The organism is Ruania rhizosphaerae, from assembly GCF_009805705.1.
GTDB lineage: Bacteria > Actinomycetota > Actinomycetes > Actinomycetales > Beutenbergiaceae > Ruania > Ruania rhizosphaerae.
Map to the genome: position 1 here is coordinate 411,072 of NZ_VSMB01000001.1, position 17,965 is coordinate 429,036.

General features: G+C 68.2%; 20 protein-coding genes. 18 read left to right on the plus strand and 2 right to left on the minus strand.

The genetic code is table 11. From position 1 onward, the window contains the following. Positions 1–187: 187 nt before the first annotated feature. The 9 genes from FV560_RS01715 to FV560_RS01755 all read left to right on the plus strand — a co-directional run bounded on the left by FV560_RS01715 (position 188) and on the right by FV560_RS01755 (position 8,643). Complete coding sequence (locus FV560_RS01715) at positions 188–799, plus strand: alpha/beta fold hydrolase (RefSeq protein ID WP_338049686.1); 612 nt, start codon at positions 188–190, stop codon at positions 797–799. 33 nt (positions 800–832) lie between these two features. Further along, positions 833–1,534 carry a GntR family transcriptional regulator gene (locus tag FV560_RS01720; protein WP_159618649.1) on the plus strand — a complete coding sequence of 234 codons (702 nt, stop codon included), beginning with the start codon at positions 833–835 and terminating at the stop codon, positions 1,532–1,534. 127 nt (positions 1,535–1,661) lie between these two features. Beyond that, the gene (fgd, locus tag FV560_RS01725) at positions 1,662–2,699 is read left to right on the plus strand and encodes a glucose-6-phosphate dehydrogenase (coenzyme-F420) (RefSeq protein WP_159618651.1); all 1,038 of its coding nucleotides are present in this window, start codon (positions 1,662–1,664) and stop codon (positions 2,697–2,699) included. 87 nt (positions 2,700–2,786) lie between these two features. Continuing rightward, positions 2,787–3,725, plus strand: coding sequence for an alpha/beta hydrolase (locus tag FV560_RS01730; RefSeq protein WP_159618653.1), 939 nt, complete (start codon positions 2,787–2,789; stop codon positions 3,723–3,725). Positions 3,726–3,728: 3 nt separating this feature from the next. Then, positions 3,729–5,132: a dihydroorotase gene (locus FV560_RS01735; protein ID WP_159618655.1), complete on the plus strand. Its 1,404-nt coding sequence runs from the start codon at positions 3,729–3,731 to the stop codon at positions 5,130–5,132. Continuing rightward, positions 5,132–6,124, plus strand: coding sequence for an LLM class flavin-dependent oxidoreductase (locus FV560_RS01740; protein WP_200837487.1), 993 nt, complete (start codon positions 5,132–5,134; stop codon positions 6,122–6,124). The genes FV560_RS01735 and FV560_RS01740 overlap by 1 nt, the downstream gene beginning before the upstream one ends. Before the next feature lie 31 nt (positions 6,125–6,155). Next, on the plus strand, positions 6,156–6,980 hold the full coding sequence (locus FV560_RS01745; RefSeq protein WP_159618657.1) for an ABC transporter ATP-binding protein: 825 nt from the start codon (positions 6,156–6,158) through the stop codon (positions 6,978–6,980). Then, positions 6,977–7,810, plus strand: a complete 834-nt coding sequence (locus FV560_RS01750) for an ABC transporter permease (RefSeq protein WP_159618659.1) — start codon at positions 6,977–6,979, stop codon at positions 7,808–7,810. Before FV560_RS01745 ends, FV560_RS01750 begins: the two co-directional genes overlap by 4 nt. Further along, positions 7,807–8,643 (plus strand): ABC transporter permease, encoded by an 837-nt coding sequence (locus tag FV560_RS01755; protein WP_159618661.1) that lies wholly within the window; start codon positions 7,807–7,809, stop codon positions 8,641–8,643. Before FV560_RS01750 ends, FV560_RS01755 begins: the two co-directional genes overlap by 4 nt. Before the next feature lie 147 nt (positions 8,644–8,790). Here FV560_RS01755 and FV560_RS01760 read toward each other — a convergent pair whose 3' ends face one another. Continuing rightward, complete coding sequence (locus FV560_RS01760) at positions 8,791–9,354, minus strand: ArsR/SmtB family transcription factor (RefSeq protein ID WP_235019858.1); 564 nt, start codon at positions 9,352–9,354, stop codon at positions 8,791–8,793. A gap of 67 nt (positions 9,355–9,421) precedes the next feature. Here FV560_RS01760 and FV560_RS01765 point away from each other — a divergent pair, with 67 nt between their 5' ends. Beyond that, positions 9,422–9,988 (plus strand): dienelactone hydrolase family protein, encoded by a 567-nt coding sequence (locus FV560_RS01765; RefSeq protein WP_159618663.1) that lies wholly within the window; start codon positions 9,422–9,424, stop codon positions 9,986–9,988. 201 nt (positions 9,989–10,189) lie between these two features. On the opposite strand, the gene FV560_RS01770 is transcribed toward FV560_RS01765, so the two are convergent. Further along, positions 10,190–11,260 carry an ABC transporter substrate-binding protein gene (locus tag FV560_RS01770; RefSeq protein ID WP_159618665.1) on the minus strand — a complete coding sequence of 357 codons (1,071 nt, stop codon included), beginning with the start codon at positions 11,258–11,260 and terminating at the stop codon, positions 10,190–10,192. A gap of 178 nt (positions 11,261–11,438) precedes the next feature. Here FV560_RS01770 and FV560_RS01775 point away from each other — a divergent pair, with 178 nt between their 5' ends. From FV560_RS01775 to FV560_RS01810, 8 genes are all read left to right on the plus strand, one after another. After that, positions 11,439–12,434 carry an alcohol dehydrogenase catalytic domain-containing protein gene (locus tag FV560_RS01775; protein WP_159618667.1) on the plus strand — a complete coding sequence of 332 codons (996 nt, stop codon included), beginning with the start codon at positions 11,439–11,441 and terminating at the stop codon, positions 12,432–12,434. Continuing rightward, complete coding sequence (locus FV560_RS01780; protein ID WP_159618669.1) at positions 12,427–13,017, plus strand: OsmC family protein; 591 nt, start codon at positions 12,427–12,429, stop codon at positions 13,015–13,017. Before FV560_RS01775 ends, FV560_RS01780 begins: the two co-directional genes overlap by 8 nt. Further along, positions 13,014–14,171 carry a CaiB/BaiF CoA transferase family protein gene (locus tag FV560_RS01785; RefSeq protein ID WP_159618671.1) on the plus strand — a complete coding sequence of 386 codons (1,158 nt, stop codon included), beginning with the start codon at positions 13,014–13,016 and terminating at the stop codon, positions 14,169–14,171. Before FV560_RS01780 ends, FV560_RS01785 begins: the two co-directional genes overlap by 4 nt. Further along, positions 14,164–15,024 carry an amidohydrolase family protein gene (locus tag FV560_RS01790; RefSeq protein WP_159618673.1) on the plus strand — a complete coding sequence of 287 codons (861 nt, stop codon included), beginning with the start codon at positions 14,164–14,166 and terminating at the stop codon, positions 15,022–15,024. Before FV560_RS01785 ends, FV560_RS01790 begins: the two co-directional genes overlap by 8 nt. Continuing rightward, positions 15,024–15,863: a DODA-type extradiol aromatic ring-opening family dioxygenase gene (locus FV560_RS01795; RefSeq protein WP_159618675.1), complete on the plus strand. Its 840-nt coding sequence runs from the start codon at positions 15,024–15,026 to the stop codon at positions 15,861–15,863. The genes FV560_RS01790 and FV560_RS01795 overlap by 1 nt, the downstream gene beginning before the upstream one ends. Next, on the plus strand, positions 15,860–16,207 hold the full coding sequence (locus tag FV560_RS01800; RefSeq protein ID WP_159618676.1) for a hypothetical protein: 348 nt from the start codon (positions 15,860–15,862) through the stop codon (positions 16,205–16,207). Before FV560_RS01795 ends, FV560_RS01800 begins: the two co-directional genes overlap by 4 nt. A gap of 218 nt (positions 16,208–16,425) precedes the next feature. Then, on the plus strand, positions 16,426–16,647 hold the full coding sequence (locus FV560_RS01805) for a type II toxin-antitoxin system VapC family toxin (protein ID WP_235019859.1): 222 nt from the start codon (positions 16,426–16,428) through the stop codon (positions 16,645–16,647). 84 nt (positions 16,648–16,731) lie between these two features. Then, positions 16,732–17,943, plus strand: coding sequence for an MFS transporter (locus FV560_RS01810; protein WP_159618679.1), 1,212 nt, complete (start codon positions 16,732–16,734; stop codon positions 17,941–17,943). Positions 17,944–17,965 lie beyond the last annotated feature (22 nt).

The following is a 17,965-nucleotide window of genomic DNA, read 5'->3' on the forward strand; positions in this document are numbered from 1 at the left end:
GGGAGGAGGCAGGCACCCCCGACGGCGTCCCTGCCGTATACCTGCACGGTGGCCCAGGTGGTGGACTGGGTCAGGGTGGGTACGTCACGAAGTTCGACCCCGCCCGGTACCGCATCATCGGGCTGGACCAACGCGGCTGCTCGCAATCGCCTACGCACAGGCGCACCCGGACCGGGTACTCGGGATCGTGCTGTTCGCTGTCACGACGACATCCCGCGCCGAGGTGGACTGGATCACCGAAGGAATGGGGAGGGTGTTCCCGGAGTGGGAGCGCTACGCAGCCTTCGCCGAGGCACACGACCCAGCGTATCGCCGTCGGGAATCGCGCCTGGTGGAAGCCTACGCACGGCTGCTGCGCGACCCGGCGACCCTGGGCGCCGCCTCGCGAGCGTGGGCACGCTGGGAGGACGTACACGTCTCCATCGGGGCGGGCGGTTTCCAGCCCGATCCACGCTGGGCAGACGACGACTACCGGCACGCATTCACCATGTACCGGCACGCATTCACCATGCTGACCAGCCACTACTGGGCACACGACGGGTTCGCCGTGCCGCCGCTGCTGGAGCAGATGGACCGGATCGCGCACATCCCGGCGACGCTGATCCACGGGCGACGCGACATCAGCGGCCCGGTGCACACGGCGTGGGAGCTACACCGGCGGTGGCCGGCCAGCCGCCTCGTGATCGACGAGGGCGACGGGCACGGCGGGGGTGGAATGGTCGCCGAGTGGGTGCAAGCGAACGACGAACTCGCCGCGCACTGGGCGTCCGATCGACGAGAACGAGACCATCTGTACTGAACGTTCGCCACGCATCCGATAGGTTCTGGATCCATGATCCCAAATGCAGGCTCGACGAGCGCCGATCTCCACGAGCTCGCCCAGCGCCATCACACGGCCTACCGCTCGGTGGGCGCCATGGTCTACGGGCTGCTGCAGGAGGCGATCCTCAGCGGCACGCTCCGACCCGGGCAGAAATTGCGGCAGGAGACGCTCGCCGAGCAGATCGGAGTCTCCCGGCTGCCTGTGCGTTCGGCGCTGATCCAGCTCGAGTCTGACGGCTTGGTCGAGTTCCATGATCGACGCGGTGCGACCGTGCGTTCCATCTCGCCGGATCAGGCCCGAGAGGTGTACCGCATCCGCGCACTGCTCGAGGTGGACGCGCTGAAGCAGTCGATGAAGCGCTCTTCGCCCGAGCGGGTCAAGCGACTGCGCGAGCTGGCCAAGGCGGCCGACGGTCAGCACGAGGGCCCCGAGTTCGTGGAGGCTCGCACCCAGTTCTACGCCGAGCTCTACGACGCCGAGCACAACCCGATCACCTGGGAGATGATCGAGCAGCTGCGCCTGAAGATGGGCCGCTATGTACTCGGGTGGCGGGTAGTGGGTGGTTCGCACACTCACTCGCACGAAGATCTCGTGGACGCGTTCGCCTCGGGTGACGCCACGAAGGCGAGCGCGCTGTTGCGCAAGCACCTCGCCGAGGTGCTCAAAGGCGTTCTGAGCTGGCTCGACGCCGAGGCCACCGGCACAGACTGATCCTCGGGCCGATCTCTGCTCGGCCAGCGTACGCTACTCGCACTCAGTTTTCTTGAATTCTGGATCCAGAATCCAATCTATGTCAGGATGGTCCCAGCCTGCACCGCTGACGATGCGAGGGAGCACCATGACACTGACGTTGGGTTACAAGGCCTCGGCCGAGCAGTTCGCACCCCGCGAGCTCGTCGAGCTCGCCGTGGCTGCCGAGGAACACGGGATGGAGTCAGTCGCCGTGAGCGACCACTTCCAGCCGTGGCGCCACGAGGGTGGCCACGCCCCGTTCTCGCTGGCCTGGATGGCCGCCGTCGGGGAGCGCACCGAACGGATCCGGATCGGGACCTCGGTGATGACCCCGACCTTCCGCTACAACCCCGCCGTTCTCGCCCAGGCGTTTGCCACCATGGGCTGCCTCTACCCCGGGCGGATCATGCTCGGGGTGGGCAGCGGGGAGGCCCTGAACGAGATCGCGACCGGCTTCCGCGGCGCGGGCGAGCAGGACTGGCCACCGTTCAAGGAGCGCTTCGCCCGCCTGCGCGAGTCGGTCCGCCTGATGCGCGAGCTGTGGTCCGGTGACCGGGTGTCCTTCGAGGGCGAGTACTACTCCACCCACGGCGCCTCGATCTACGACCGGCCCGACGGTGGAATCCCGATCTACATCGCGGCCGGCGGTCCGGTGATGGCCAAGTACGTCGGCCGCGTCGCCGACGGGTTCATCTGCACCTCCGGCAAGGGCGAGGAACTGTACACGGAGAAGCTGTTGCCTGCGCTCGCCGAGGGCGCGAATCTCAACAACCGCAACCCTGAGCAGATCGACCGGATGATCGAGATCAAACTCTCCTACGAGGAGAGTGAGCAGACGGCCCTGGAGAACACCCGGTTCTGGTCGCCGCTCTCCCTCACCCCGGAGCAGAAGCATTCCATCTCCGACCCGCTCGAGATGGAACGTGCCGCCGACGCGCTGCCGATCGAACAGATCGCCAAGCGGTGGATCGTCGGCAGCGACCCGGACGTGGTGGCCGAGCAGATCGGCCAGTACGTGCGGTGGGGGTTCAACCACCTGGTTTTCCACGCACCGGGCCACGACCAGCGGCGGTTCCTCCAGCTGTTCGAGCGCGACCTGGCACCTCGGTTGCGCGCTCTCGACGCGACCATCCGGGCGGCGTAGCACCGCGCACCCATCGATCGGATCCGTGGCACAGCAAATGCACTCATCGGATCCAGAATCCAGACTAGACGTGTCGAAGGAGACAGTATGCAGACCACTCCCGTGAAGTTCTACAGCGAGGGCGAACCGATCGCCGGTCTGTGGCGCCGGCCAGACGGCACGGCACCCGTCCGGGCGATCGTGCAGGGGCCGGGCTGGCTCGGGCTCAAGGACGCCAACCTCTACGTGCGCTACCACGAGGCCCTGGTGGCCGCCGGGTTCGGTGTGCTGGTGTTCGACTACCGCGGCTTCGGCGACTCCGGTGGGAATCGCGGGATCATCTCCCCCGGCGCCCAGCTACGCGACCTGATCAACGCCGTCACCTATCTGACCACCCGCGAGGACGTGGACGCCGACGCCCTCGGGGTGTTCGGCACCGGGGGCACCGGCGGTGGCAACGCCGTCCTCCTCGCCGAAGCGGACGACCGGATCCGGGCCGCAGTGAGTCAGGTGCCGGTAGCCGACGGACGCGACTGGTTGCACCGGATGCGCCAGGAGCACGAGTGGCTGACCTTCCTCAAGGACCTGGACGTGGACCGCAAGGAACGCGTGCTCACCGGGCACGGGCGCATGGTTCACCCGCGCGAGGAGATCATGGTGCCCACCCCCGAACGGCGGGCCACCAACGTCAAGTCCGACGTCGACGGGCGCATCCCGTCCTCCGTGCCCCTGGCCTGCGCGGAGGAGATCCTCGCCTATCAGCCGATCGAGGCCGCCGGGCGCCTGAGTACGCCGCTGATGATCGTCGCCGTCGAAGGGGACGCCACCACACCCACCGATCACGCCGAGCGGTTGTACGCCGCCGCACGCGGACCCAAAGCCCTGCTCATGCAGCGCCACACCACCCACTACGCGGCCTACGACCGGTACTGGGAACAGACCACCCCCCGCATCGTCGACTGGTTCGACCGCCACGTGCGGCCCAGCTCCGTCGACGTCCACACCAGCAGCTCGCCCGACGCGAGCGTCGAATACCTGGAGGCATGACCCATGATCGATCTGAAGATCACCGGCGGAACGGTCGTGACGCCGTCGGGACCCAGCGCAGCCGACCTGCTCGTCCAGGGGGGCGTGATCGCCGGCATCGTCGACCGGGAGGTCGACGTCCCCGCCACGCGCACGATCGACGCGACCGGACGGCTCGTGCTGCCCGGCATGGTCGACGTGCACGTCCACACCCGCGAGCCCGGGTACGAGCACAAGGAAGACATCCTCACCACGAGCCAGCAGGCGGCCGCCGGGGGCGTCACCACGATCTTCGGGATGCCCAACCTCAAGCCGCCCACCGTGGACAGGACCACCCTGCAGGACGTCTTCGACCGGTACGCGCGGACCTCGCTCGTGGACTTCAACCACAACCCGGCACCGACCAAGTTCGACGAGATCGATGGCATGGCCGCGATGGGTGTCAACGCGTTCAAGATCTACATGGTGGTCGACACCGGCCGCGACTACCCGCACCCCTCGGGCACCGGCATCCACGACCACGGGCACCTGCTGCAGATCATGGACCGCATCGCCACCACCGGGAAGCGGTTCATCATCCACCCGCACGACCAGGCGCTGATGGACTACATCGAGGGTAAGGTGCTCGGCCGCGGCGAGAACACGCCGGAGGGCTACGCCTCCGCCTACGCCGCCCGCGAGGGCGTCATCTGGGATACCGCGATCGACGTCGTCCTCCGCCTCGCCGAGGCCTCCGGCTGCCCGATCCACATCGCACACATGCAGACCCGCCGCTCGATCGACGCGGTCCGGCGAGCCAAGGCCGCCGGGATCGACGTGACCTGCGAGGTGAACCACTGGGCGCCGTTCCTGTCCACCTGGGAGGACGTGCAGACCCTGGGCCCGTACGCCCTCTCCTACTGGGTCCCCGACGACAACCGGGCCGCCGTGTGGGAGGGAATGCGCGACGGCACGATCGATATCGCCAGCTCCGACCACGCACCGCACACCCGCGAGGAGAAGGAGATCGGCTGGACCGAGATGTGGAGCGCGCACACCGGCACGCCCGGCATTCAGTACTACTACGAGCTCATGCTGGACGCGGTGAACCGCGGCGACCTGAGCCTGGCCCGCGCGGTGGACATGGTGGCCGGCTCCCCCGCGGCCGACTTCGGCCTCGGCGGGATCAAGGGCGGGCTCGTCTGCGGAGCCGACGCCGATGTGGTGATCGCGGACATGGACCACGAGTGGACGATCACGAACGACGACGTGCTCTCCCGGTGCGGCTGGACCCCGTATGACGGGCGCACCATCTCCGCACGCATCGAACGCACCCTGGTGCGCGGCACCGAGGTCTACGCCGACGGCGACGTCGTGGGCGAACCAGGAACAGGGCGACTGGCCGCGGCCGGCGCCGACAGGACGGCTCTGGCCGGAAAGGGACTCTGATGGCGATGAAGTTCGGGCTACTGCTGCCGCATTTCGGTGAGCAGGCCAGCCGCGAGAAGCTCCTCGAGGGATCGAAGCTCGCCGAGGCGCGCGGTTTCGACTCGGTGTGGGTGCGTGACCACCTGGTGTTCGAGCCGCACGGGGAGATGGAGAAGCCGAACCGTACCTTCTACGACGCGCTCATCACCCTGACGGCGATCGGCGCCGTGACCGACAAGCTTCAGCTGGGCACCGGGTCCCTGATCCCGTTCCGGCACCCGCTGATCACCGCGCTGATGACGGGCACGATGACCCAGCTCCTCGGCGACCGGCTCATTCTGGGGTTCGGCGCCGGCACATTCGACCACGAGTTCGAGGCCATCGGCTGGGGAGACCTGAACCGGGTGGAACTCGTGCGCTCCAATGCCGAGATCCTCAAGCGCGTCTTCACCGAGAACAACGTCGACTACGACGACGGCATCTTCTCCTTCAACGACATCACCGTCGAGCCGAAGCCCGTGGGCGGGCAGATCCCGTTCTGGTACTGCGGCGCCACCCCGAAGTCGGCGCGCCTGGCCGCGGAGTACGCCGACGGCTGGATGCCGGGGCGCATCTCCCTGCGCACGATGGAGAAGCGGATCTCCGTGATGCGCGAGATGACCGCCGAGAGCGGCCGGCCGATGCCCACCGTCGGCGTCATCCCGCCTACCTCGATCGAGGAGACCCGGGAGGAGGCGCTCAAGCACGTCAACATTCCCGGGCTGCTCGCGTGGGCGAACAAGGCCAAGTTCGCCGTGAAGCCACCCTCGGGTACCTTCGAGACCGTCGAGGACCTGGAGGGTCAGCTCATCGTCGGTGATCCCGAGCAGGCGGTGGCTGAGCTGCGGAAGTTCGAGGCGCTCGGAGTCGAGCATCTCGTCTTCGACTTCCGGTTCAAGTTCGACAGGTTCTTCGACCAGATCGAGCTTCTCGGCACCGAGGTGCTCCCGAGGTTCCGCGATGGCTCTGCCTGACATCCGCACCCCCGAGACAACGGAGCGATCCATGACCAGCGCGGACACCGACGTCGGCACTCCCCTGATCCAGGTGCGTGACCTCGCGGTGCACTACTCCCACCGACGTACCGGAGGTTCTCTGGTCGCGATCGAGGATGTGAACCTCGACGTCACCGACGGCGAGTTCGTCACCGTGCTGGGCCCCTCGGGCTGCGGGAAGACCACCTTCATGAACGTGGTCGCCGGTCTGGTTGCGCCCTCGCACGGGCAGGTGCTGGTGGACGGCAAGCCAGTCACCGGGCCTGGTCCCGATCGCGCGGTGGTCTTCCAGGACTACGCGCTGCTGCCGTGGCGCACGGTGATCGACAACGTGCGCTTCGGCCTGGAGATGCAACCGCACCTGCGCGGGACCGGATGGCGCGAGCGCGTGCAGGAGGCGATCGAGACGGTCGGTCTTGCCGGCTTCGAGCAGTCCTACCCGCGCGAACTCTCCGGCGGGATGCAGCAGCGGGTGGGCCTGGCCCGGGCGATCGTGGCCGAGCCGCGGATCCTGCTGATGGACGAACCGCTCGGCGCGGTGGACGCCCTCACCCGGGAGGTGATGCGGGAGGAGATCGAGCGCCTGATCACCGCCACCGGCAAGACCGTCCTGTTCATCACCCACTCCATCGAGGAGGCGATCCTGCTCGGCGATCGGATCGTGGTGTTCAAGTCCCACCCGGGTGCGGTCAAGGAGGTGCTCACCACCGGGATCGAGCGTCCCCGGTCGGAGCGCAGCATCCAGAGCGATGCCCGCTTCCTCGAACTGCGCGACCACCTGTGGGAGGCGCTACGCGGCGAGGCGACGGCCGCCGCGACGAGGTCGTCCTCATGAGCACCCTGCTCGCCAGCGGCCCGGGATTGCGCCAGCGCGGGCCCGGCGCCTGGCTCGCCGGGCTGAGCACACGCGGCAAGGCCGCCGTCATCGCCGTCGAGGTGCTGGTGATGCTGGCACTGTGGCAGCTCGTGGTGGGCGTGCTGGGGTGGATCAACCCCGTCTTCGTCCCACCACCGCTGGCGATCGCCACCGGGTTCGGTGAGCTGGTCAGCACCGGCGCACTCACCGCGAACGCTCCGATCTCGGTCCAGGCGTGGCTGACCGGTTTCGCGATCGCTGTGGTGACCGCCATCCCGGTCGGGCTTCTGATGGGCACGTCCCTGCCGGTCGACCGCGTCACCAGTCCGATCGCCTGGACAATCTACGCCACCCCCTCTATCGCCTATCAACCGCTGGCCAAGGCGTGGTTCGGCTTCGGCATCGGCCCGGTCGTCTTCCTGGTGACCATCAGCGCCGTCTTCCCCATCCTGCTCAACGTGGCCGCCGGGATGCGCACCACCAGCGCCTCGCTCATCCGTGCCGGCCAGGTCTACGGGGCGAACCGCTTCCAGTTGTACCGGTCGATCTATCTGCCCTCGACCACACCGTTCCTGTTCGCCGGGCTCCGCCAGGCCGTGGTGCTCGCCACCATCGGGATGACCGTGGCCGAGCTGGCCGGCTCGGCCACCGGCATGGGAGCACTGATCATCAAGGCCTCGAACACGTACCAGACCGACCAGGCCTACGCAGCGATCGGAATCGTGGTCATCTGGAGCGTCGGCATGACCCGGGTCATCACGCTGGTCGAACGCCTCGTGGCCCCCTGGACCAGGAAAGGGCACTCATGAGCATCCAGACGCAACTGCCGGCGCTCAGGGCAACCGGTCGCCGTCGTGGGACCGCACAGCGAGGCGAGGCCCGCTGGACGTTCCTGCTCATCGCCGTGGTGCTGGCCATCCTTGCCGTGTGGGAAGCCGTGGTGCGCGCGGGACTGGTCCCCGAGGCCTTCCTCCCGCCCCCATCGAAGGTCCTGACGGCGTTCCTCGCCCTGCTCGTCGAGGGCGAGTTCTGGCAGGCGTTCGCGTTCAGCATGGGCAACGTGGTGGTCGGGCTCGCCCTGGCGATCGTTGTTGGCGTGGTGGTCGGGCTGGCCGTGGGCTGGTCACCGGTGCTGCGCTTCACGGTGGCGCCGTTCCTGTGGCTGCTCTACTCCACCCCGAAGGTGGCGCTCGCGCCGGTGATCATCCTCGCGCTCGGGCTGGGCAGCGAGTCGAAGATCGCGCTGACGTTCCTGCTCGCGGTGTTCCCGATCCTGCTGAACACCATGGAGGGCGCGGTCACGGTCTCCCCCTCGCTCGTGCGCGCCGCCCGGGTGTTCGGGGTGCGCGGGCCGGCGCTCGGCTGGAAGGTGATCTTCCCGGCCACGCTCCCGTTCAGCCTGGCGGGGATCCGGCGTGGTGCTGCGCTGGGATTCACCGGTGAGGTACTCGGTGAGTTCCTCGGTGGCACCGGCGGTCTCGGGCACATGCTCGAGCAGGCCGCGTACCAGTTCGAGATGGACGAGGCGCTCGCGATGGTGGTGGTGATGGTGATCATCGCCAACCTGACGCTGAGCCTGATCGGGCTGCTGCAGCGCAAGCTGGCGCCCTGGCACGACGAGCGGACCGCTGCGGCGTCCTAGCCCCGGCAGTGAGCCGAACCGCGGCTACTGAACCGCCGGTCCACGTGGCCCACCGGGGCCTGTGGCGTCGCGGAGCCCAGACTCGACGAGCGATGGAGCCAGCCATGCGGCGCCCGGGCCAGCCGTCACGAAGGCCTACAGGGCGATTCACTCCACTGTGGGCAATGTCGGGTAGTCGGTCGGGTAGATGCCGATAGCGAACCCGAACACGGTGTCGCCGGACCTCGGGATGCGGTCAAACTCATCAACCAGTTCAGTCATCCGGTCCCAGAACGCATTGGCCTGATCTTCTGAAATGCGGGCATGCCGGATGAAGCCCCAGAGCTTTCGCTGCTCGAACGCCGTCGCGGATTCGCGTGCAGCCACCTCGAAGTCGTTGAAGTCACGTGGCATCTCTACGCCGGCGGGCGAAGGCTCCGCTGCCACGTGGAACATGCGCGCGGTACGTCCGTAGAAGCGCTCCTCGATCGCTCGTATCCTGCGCGTGCGCACCACGCGGAGGAGGCCGTTGCGGGCGAGTACGTCGACGTGGTGCGCGACTGTGCTCTTGGGGCGCTTGACCACGAGAGCTAGCTCGGTGACAGTGGCGGCCCGTTCGTGGAGAAGTTGCAAGATCGTGGTGCGTAGTGGGTGACCGATGGCCTTCACCTGAGCCGGGCTCGTGAGCGTCATCCGATCGGCGAGCTCGTAGTCCGGAGGATTGTCGGCCACGGCAGCCTAGACTAGCATCGTCGAACGTTCCATATTTTTCGATCATTTATCCAGGGAGGCCGTCACCATGGCTGACGTGCTGCTGTACCACCACATTCAGGGACTGACGGACGGGGTCCGGGCCTTCGCCGACACTCTGCGACTGGCAGGGCATACCGTGCACACGCCCGACCTGTTCGAGGGCCGCACGTTTGGCAGCATTGAGGAGGGCTTCGGGTTCGCACGTGGGGCCGGATTCGCCTCGATACAGGAACGCGGCATCGCTGCGGCCAACGAACTGCAGCCCGAGCTCGTCTACGCCGGATTCTCCTTCGGCGTGACGATCGCCCAACGGCTCGCGCAGACCCGGAGCGGCGCCCGCGGCGCCGTGCTCATCGACTCCTGCATCCCGACCTCTGAGTTCGGGAAGACATGGCCCCCCGCGGTGCCGGTGCAGATCCACGGCAAGCAAGATGACGAGTTCTTTGACGAGGACCTGCCCGCTGCCCGCGAGCTCGCCGGCTCCACAGCTGCGGCCGAGTTGTTCGTCTATCCCGGCGACCAGCACCTTTTCGCTGACTCCTCACTCGACGCGTACGATCCAGACGCAGCCGCGCTGCTCATCGAACGCGTACGGGCGTTCCTCGCTGCCTAGCCCGGGGACCCCCGGCTAGCTCGGGCGTTGGTTCCATCAGGGTGCGTCAGGTCCACCGCCGGCAACTACCGAGAACGTCAACGCCGACCTGAGACCCCTGAGACCCCTGAGCCTCTGACGACCGCAGCGAGGGTGGCCTGAGTGTCGCTCCGAAGCGATTCGGCAACACTCAGGCCACCCTCGTGGCGGTGGTCAGCGCAATCAGGGGTAGGGCAGCGTCTCCGGTCCGGTGTTGTCGAGGCCCAGCAACTCCTGAGCCCGCTCCATGTAGACCAACTGGCTACTGTCGAACTCCAGATCTTCCAGGTCCTGGGTGTCGATGGTGACGTCCCACGCCTCTTGATCGAAGTAGAGGTTCTGGCAGGTGAGATGGGCATCCAGCCGCCAGAGACTGTCGGAGTCCCTCAGCTCGCTGACATCGAAGTCGTTCGCCTCGTAGATGTCGAGCACCTGGTCTGCGTTCTCCGGCTGCTCGCCGGGGGCGGGCGCCACGATGGTCTCCACGCCACGCAACGTGGCGCGGAGGAACCGCACCATCGTGTTCGGGTTCTCAGCCAACCAATCGGTGCCGGCCACCTGGACATCGTTGGCCCAGTTCCGCAGCGCCTCGACGATGATCTGCGCATCGTGCGCCTCCAGGGCGGCACGGTCGTCGGCGTAGAACGGCTGCAGCGTGATCCGGTCGTTGACGAAGAACTCGGTCCACGACTCCGAACCGGGCCCGGGGTAGACAACCTCAACATCGATGCCTTCCAGGTCCCAGCCTTCCTCAGCCAGCACCTGACGGCGCTGGAACTCGGCCGGGTCTCCGGGGGATCCGGCGAGCGTCACGGACGTTCCGGCGAGGTCCTCGGCCGACTCGATTCCGGACTGCACCGCGAAGTCGAAGTTCTGCCGGCAGTAGTGCCCGGAGACAAGCTCCACCTCGACTCCACCCCGGATCGCCTCGATCACGGTGCCGGTGCTCTCCACACCGATATCGGCGCTGCCGCTCGCCACGGCGGCGGTGACGTTGTCTGCGGTGATCACCTCGACCTCGAGGCCCTCCTCTTCGTAGTAGCCCAGGTCCGAGGCCACCACGTACATCGAGTACATCGTGGTGTCCGGAAACGGAATCGCCACGGTGATGTCCGTGTCTTCGGCGGCAGCGGGCTCTCCCTCAGGAAGTTCCACCGGGTCCGACGACGTCGACGGCTCAGTGCAACTGGCGAGCGCCGCTGCGGCCACCAGTCCTGCAGCACAAATAGCGGTTGATCTGGCAACTCTGCGCATGATGCTCCTTCGTGCAATGGCTCGCACACGGCACCGTCCAAGCGACGATGCCTGCGACTTCTGGATACCGTATCCAAAAATACGGGCCAATGTCTATGGTGATCGGAGTGGACCGTCGGCTCACCGTCGAGTACGGTTCTGGATATTGGATCCAATCTCAAGGTGGAGGCGGTGGATCGTGCGAGCAGCAGTGATGACCGATGACGGTGTGCGCGTCGGCGACGTCGCCGCGCCCGCCCCAGCAGCCGGCGAGGTGCTCCTGCGCGTAGAGACCGTCGGGGTCAATCAGCTGGACCTCAACGTGATCGCTGGGGCCGGACCGGGCGCCGCGGCCCGCCTGCCCCGCACCCTCGGGCTCGACCCGGCAGGCACCGTCGCCGCCGTGGGAGCGGGGGTCGACGCCAACCTGATCGGCTCGGAAGTCGTGGCCAAACCCAACATCCCGTGCGGCCACTGCCGGTGGTGCGGCGAGCACCGCGAGTCGGAGTGCCCTGCGCAGGAGGTCCTCGGCGTCCATCGCGACGGCGGAGCGTGCGAGGCCGTGGCCGTTCCCCTCAGCGTGGTGTTCCCCAGGCACGGCCTGCCGGCCGCGACCGCCACGGCGGCCGTACACAGTGTGCCGATCGTGCTGAACGCTTTCGACGCTGCCGACGTCCGCGTCGGCGAGCGGGTGCTGGTCACCGGCGCCGGTGGGGTGCTCGGGCGCGTGGCGCTCGACATCGGCCGCCACCTGGGCACCTCGGTCACCGCGGCCTCCCGGCACCCGGTTCCAGACCTCCCCGCCGGGGTCCGTGAGATCGTCACCGGCCCGACGTCGGACCTCGCGGGTGCCGTGACGCCATCGGACCGCTTCGACGTGGTGATCGACACCAGCGGAAGCGCCGCCCTGCTCGCTCAGGCGGTCGCACTGCTGGGCTGGTGCGGCCGAGCGGTGTTCTGCGCGGCCTCCGTAGACGCCGACCTCCACGTGGACGCTCACGCCTTCTATCTCCAGCGCCGCCGCCTGGTCGGTGTGGCCAGCGCGACCTTCGATCAAGTCACCCGTGGACTGGAGCTCGTGCGTCAGGGTGCCGTGCACGTACCGATCGCGCAACGCTTCCCCCTCGACGACATTCACTCCGCCTACGCGGCATTCGCTGCCCCCCGGCACGGGAAGGTGATCATCGATGTCTGACGTCGACGCCGACAGGTTGCGCGACTCCCTCTCGACGCTCACGGCGAGGAGCCTGCGACAGCCGGCCTCCGCCGTCATGAGGCCCTCGGTCCGCGCCACTCTGGAACGCGACACTGCCGTGCTGACCACGTTCCGCCAGTACGGCACCGACTGGCGGTTGCGGGTGGACGAGGCGACCGAACGGGGCGGGCACGAGAGCGGGCCGAGCCCGATGCGTTACCTGCTCACCTCCGTGGCAGGGTGCCTGCTGGGCTGGTCGGCGAAGACCTGGGCGGCCGCGCACGTGCCGCTGGCCGAGATCGAGCTGGAGGTGCGCACGGCCCTGGATCTGCGGGGTGAGCATCGCGTGGACGACACTCCGGCATATCCGCCGTGGTTCGTGGCCGATCTGCGTGTGCACAGCGAGGCAGCGCCGGACCAGGCCATCGACCTGGCCCGGGAGGCGCGCGACCGGTGCCCGGTCACCGCGCTGGTCACCCGCGCCGTGCCCCTGTACCTCCTGCTGCATCATGAGGGGGCGATCGTTCTGGACGAGCGCCCCGACCGCCTCAGTGCCGAGGACCGAGAGGAATCCACGACATGACGAACGACCCAGGCCACGGACCACTGGCCGGAATCCGGGTGGTCGAGCTGGGCCAGTACATCTCCGGGCCCTATGCGGCGAAGATCCTCGCCGACCTGGGCGCCGAGGTGATCAAGGTGGAGTCCCCGGCCGGTGACCCGATGCGACGTTGGGAGGGTTCGGGCGAGATGAGCCCGCAGTTCGCCGCCTACAACCGGGGCAAGCGAGCCGTGACGCTGGACCTGAAGACCAGTGAGGGCCTCGCCCAGCTGCTCAACCTGGCGCGGGAGGCGGACGTGCTGATCGAGAACTTCCGTCCGGGCGTGGCCGAGCGGCTCGGCTTCGGGCCCGACCGGCTCCGCGAGATCGCGCCGTCGCTCATCACCTGCTCGATCACCGGCTTCGGCGCCACCGGGCCGCTCGCGGGCCGCCCCAGCTATGACACCGTGGTCTCCGCGATCGGTGGCATGTACAGCCAGGTGGTCCCGGAGAGCACGCTGCGTCCACTCGGCCCGGCGTTCTCGGATCTGCTCTCCGGGATGTCTGCCGCGCAGTCGATCCTCGCCGCATTGCACGCCCGCACCGAACGGGGCACCGGAGAGCACGTCAGTGTCTCCATGGTGGGCGCGCTGCTGGACTTCCTCACCGAGGCCGCCTCCACCTACCTGGAGACCGGTGCCGTGGCGCACCCGGACTCCCGCCCGCGCCGTGCGCAGGCGTATGCACTGAAGGGCTCCGACGGCGGAGCTTTCGTCGTGCACATGTCCGTGCCCGAGAAGTTCTGGCTGGGACTGCTGGAGGTGCTCGAGCGGCCGGACCTCGCCGAGGATCCGCGGTTCGCCAGCAGGGAGGGCCGCGTACGGCACTACGACGATCTCGACGCCGAACTGAAGGTGATCGCTGCCACGAGACCGCGGCAGCACTGGCTGGACCGGCTCGCCGAGCACGACATCCCACACGGCCCGCTGAACACGGTGGCCGACCTGTTCGACGACCCCCAGATCGCGGCGATGGAGCTCGTGGAGAACGTGCCGTTGCCGGATGGCTCGACGAAGCCCATGCCCAGGCCGAGCGTCGGATTCTCGGCGAGCGGACGCCGTCGGCTGGCTCCTCCGCCCGGACTGGGCGAGGGCAACGCCGACCTACTGACGACGGAGGCACCCACCCATGCGTGACATCGTGGCGATCGACGTGCACACCCACCCGCAGACCGAGGAGTTCCTCGCGGCCATGGGCTCACGGCACCGGCAGATGGCGAAGCATTTCGGACGGGAGCGACCGGTGGTCTCCTTCGCCGAGCAGGCCGACCAGTACCGCGAGCGCCGAATGATGGCCGTGATCGTGAACTCGGACTCGGAGACGACGTCGGGGATCCGCGGCGCCCCGAACGATCTGCTCGGCAAGGCGCAACGCGATCACCCGGATGTGTTCCTCTCCTTCGCGGGTATCGACCCGTGGAAGGGTGAGGCGGCCGTGGCGGAGATCCGCCGGATGCATGCCGAGTACGGGATCAAAGGGGTGGGTGAGCTGAACCCGTCCCGGCAGAAGTTCGCCCCGAACGATCGGCGGTTCTTCCCGATCTGGGAGGTCTGTGCCGAGCTGGGCCTGGTGGTGATGTTCCACTCCGGGTTCCCGGGGGCCGGTGCCGGGACGCCGGGGGGTGGCGGGTACCGGCTGGAGCTGGCTCGTCCGGTGCCGTACGTGGACGATGTGGCGGCGGAGTTCCCGGAGCTGAAGATCATCAGTGCGCACCCGGCGTGGCCGTGGCACCTGGAGAACCTGGCGATGGTGTGGCACAAGTCGAACGTGTACCTGGACCTGTCCGGCTGGGCGCCCAAGTACCTGCCGCCGGAGGTGATCCGGTATGCCGACTCCCTCATCACCGACCGGGTGCTGTTCGGATCGGACTGGCCGGTGCTGACGGTGGACCGGTGGATGGCGGAGTTCGGCGAGCTGGGCATGAAGGAGACCTCTCGCCGCAAGATCCTGCTGGAGAACGCCCGCACCCTGTTCGGGCTGGAGGACTGATGGCCCGGCTGGTGATGGCGGCGGCGACGCCGCACAACCCGCTGCTGTGGCGGGCGATGACCGAGCCGGCACCGGACGATCTCGCTGGGGTCGCTGCAAACTTCGCGCTGATCCGCAGGGCGATCACCGAACTGGGTGTGGACGTGATCGTGCTGATCGGCACCGACCACATCCGCCAGTTCTTCCTGGAGAACGTGCCCGCGTTCATCGTCGGCAAGGCCGAGCACTATCACGGCACCTACGAGAACGAGGTGCGCACCTTCGGGCTCGAGTACGGCGAGGTGACCGGCCACCGGGAGCTGGCGGACGAGATCACCGGGCGGGAGGTGCTCACGGAGGCGATCGACTTCGGGATCTCGCACGAGTGGCGCCTGGACCACGGGTTCATGATCCCGCTGCAGTACCTGACGCCGGAGCTGGACATCCCGGTGGTGCCGATCCATGTGAACGCCACGCTGCCGCCGTTGCCGAGCCCGCGCCGGTTCGCGGTGCTGGGCGAGCACCTGCGGTCCACGATCGAGAACTGGGAGAGCGACGCCCGGGTGGCAATCCTCACCTCAGGGCACATGGCCACCGACATCGGCGGCCCGAAGCAGTTCCACGGCTCCCCGGACCCGGACTTCGACGCCGAGGCCGTCGCCTGGATGCGGGACGGGGACCTGGAGGCCGCGATCGACGGCTGCCGATACGAGCGGTTGATGGACGCCGGCAACGTGACCTACCAGTACGTGAATGTGATCGCCGCACTGGCGGCGATGCAGGGGCGCGGAGCGGACCTGGCCGAGGCGACACCGAGCCGCTTCGCCTCCAGCCCGTTCTTCCTATGGAGGGCGCGATGAGCAAGTACATGATCGACAAGTTCATGCGTGCGGTGGAGATGAGCGATGCGGCCGTGGCCGCGTACGTGGCCGATCCGGGCGCGTTCCTGGATGAGTGGCTGACGGAGGACGCGGCCACAGATCGACCTGCCGACGATAGGCGGCTCACCCAGGCGGAGCATGCGGCCTTCGCCGCCCGCGACTACGAGGCGCTGTATCTGCTCGGCGCACACCCATACCTGCTCTGGCACTTCACCGAGGCCGTGTATTCGCCCGAGTTCGGTGAGAGTTTCGGGTGGCGGGACCTGGTGGAGCGGTACCGGGAGGCGGTGCGACCGCACGGGGTGCCGGACTACGTGCCTTGACGGTCACCAGGCGCCCGACTGGGCAGACACCAAGGCAGCGCTCGAGGCTCAGCTCGACCGTGGCGCCCTGAAATGAGCACGGGGGACTCCGCGAGCAACGTGAGCAGGAAGGTCTTCGTGGACACGATGATCCTCGCGCTGGCGGTCGGCGGGGAGAGTCCACACCGTGCCGCCTGCCGGCGCATCCTCGACGGTGCCGCGGATCTCGTGCTGATGCGGTGGCCGTGGTGCATGAGGTCCGGGCAGCGTGCGTCGTGCACGCCTTCGACGAGGCCGTGACCGACCGGACGGTCGATCTCGTGGAGCGGTCAACGATCGCAGGGCGTGACGCCGTGCACGCCGCCACCGCCCTGGAAGCAGGGTTCACCGAGATCGTCTCGCTCGACCGCGACTTCGACCGGGTTCCCGGACTCACGCGACGCGAGCCCGCCTACACCTGAGCGTGATTCGTCGTCGACGGCCGTGTCGCATCTCTCACGCCCTCGAATGCTGCTCACGCGAGCGTCCCTCTTACGATCAACTCCATGCCCTCCCTGCGACGTCGTCGCTACTCACTCTTTGCCCTCATCCTGATCGTCGGCATCGGACTCTCCTCCTGGGTGACGCGCACGCCCGCGATCCGGGACGCCGTCGAGGCCTCCACGGCACAGATGGGGTTGATCCTGTTCGGCCTCAGCGTGGGCTCGATGGCAGGCGTGATCAGCTCGGGGTGGTTCGTCCGCCGATGGGGGACGCGGCCGGTGATCGCCGTCGGAACCGTGTGCGTGATCGCCGGGACGGTGCTGGTGGGGCTCGGGGCCCTCTGGTCGGCCGCGCCGGTCGTCTTCGCCGGCCTGCTCGTCTTCGGGATCGGCGGCGGACTCGGGGAGATCGGGCTGAACATCTCCGGCGCTGAGCTGGAGCGGCTGATCGGCCGACCGGTGCTGCCGATCCTGCACGGCTGCTTCAGCCTGGGCACGGTGATCGGCGCGCTGGCGGGCATCGGCCTGACCGCGATCGACTTCTCCCCCGCCTGGCACCTGCTCCTCGCCGCGGCGCTCATGACCGGGCTGACCGTCTGGGCGCTCCCGGGGGTTGTGGCCGGAACCGGGATCGAGGTCTCCGTCCGTGCCCGGGCGAGCACCCCGACGACGCAGCCTCGCCCCAGCGTGTGGCGCGACCGCCGACTGGTGCTGATCGGGGTGGTCGTGCTGGCGATGGCGTTCGCCGAGGGATCCGCGAACGACTGGCTGCCGCTGCTCATGGTGGACGGTCACGACGTCTCCGCCACGAGCGGTTCCCTCGTCTTCGCCGGGTTCGCCGCCGCAATGACTGTCGGCCGTTTCCTCGGCGGGCCCGTCGTGGAACGGTTCGGGCGGCCCATCGTGCTGCGCTTGAGCGCGGTGTGTGCGATCGCCGGCATCGTCGTGGTGGTCTTCTCCCCGAGCGCCGCCGTGGCCGGGGTGGCGGTCGTGCTGTGGGGGCTGGGAGCCTCCCTTGGTTTCCCGGTGGCGATCTCGGCAGCCGGGGACGACCCGGATCGTGCGTCCGAGCGGGTCAGCGCCGTGGCGACCAGTGGCTACCTGGCCTTCCTCGTGGGTCCGCCGCTGCTGGGTTTCGTCGGTGAGGAGGTCGGGCTGCGGCTGGCGATGATGATCGTGGTCGTGTTGCTCGTTGCTGCGGCATTCGCGGCCGGGGCGGCCCGGTCGATGCGGCGGGCTGAGCCGGTGGGGGAGGCCGGGCCCGTACAGAACTGACGACTGGGGCGCACTCCGTGCC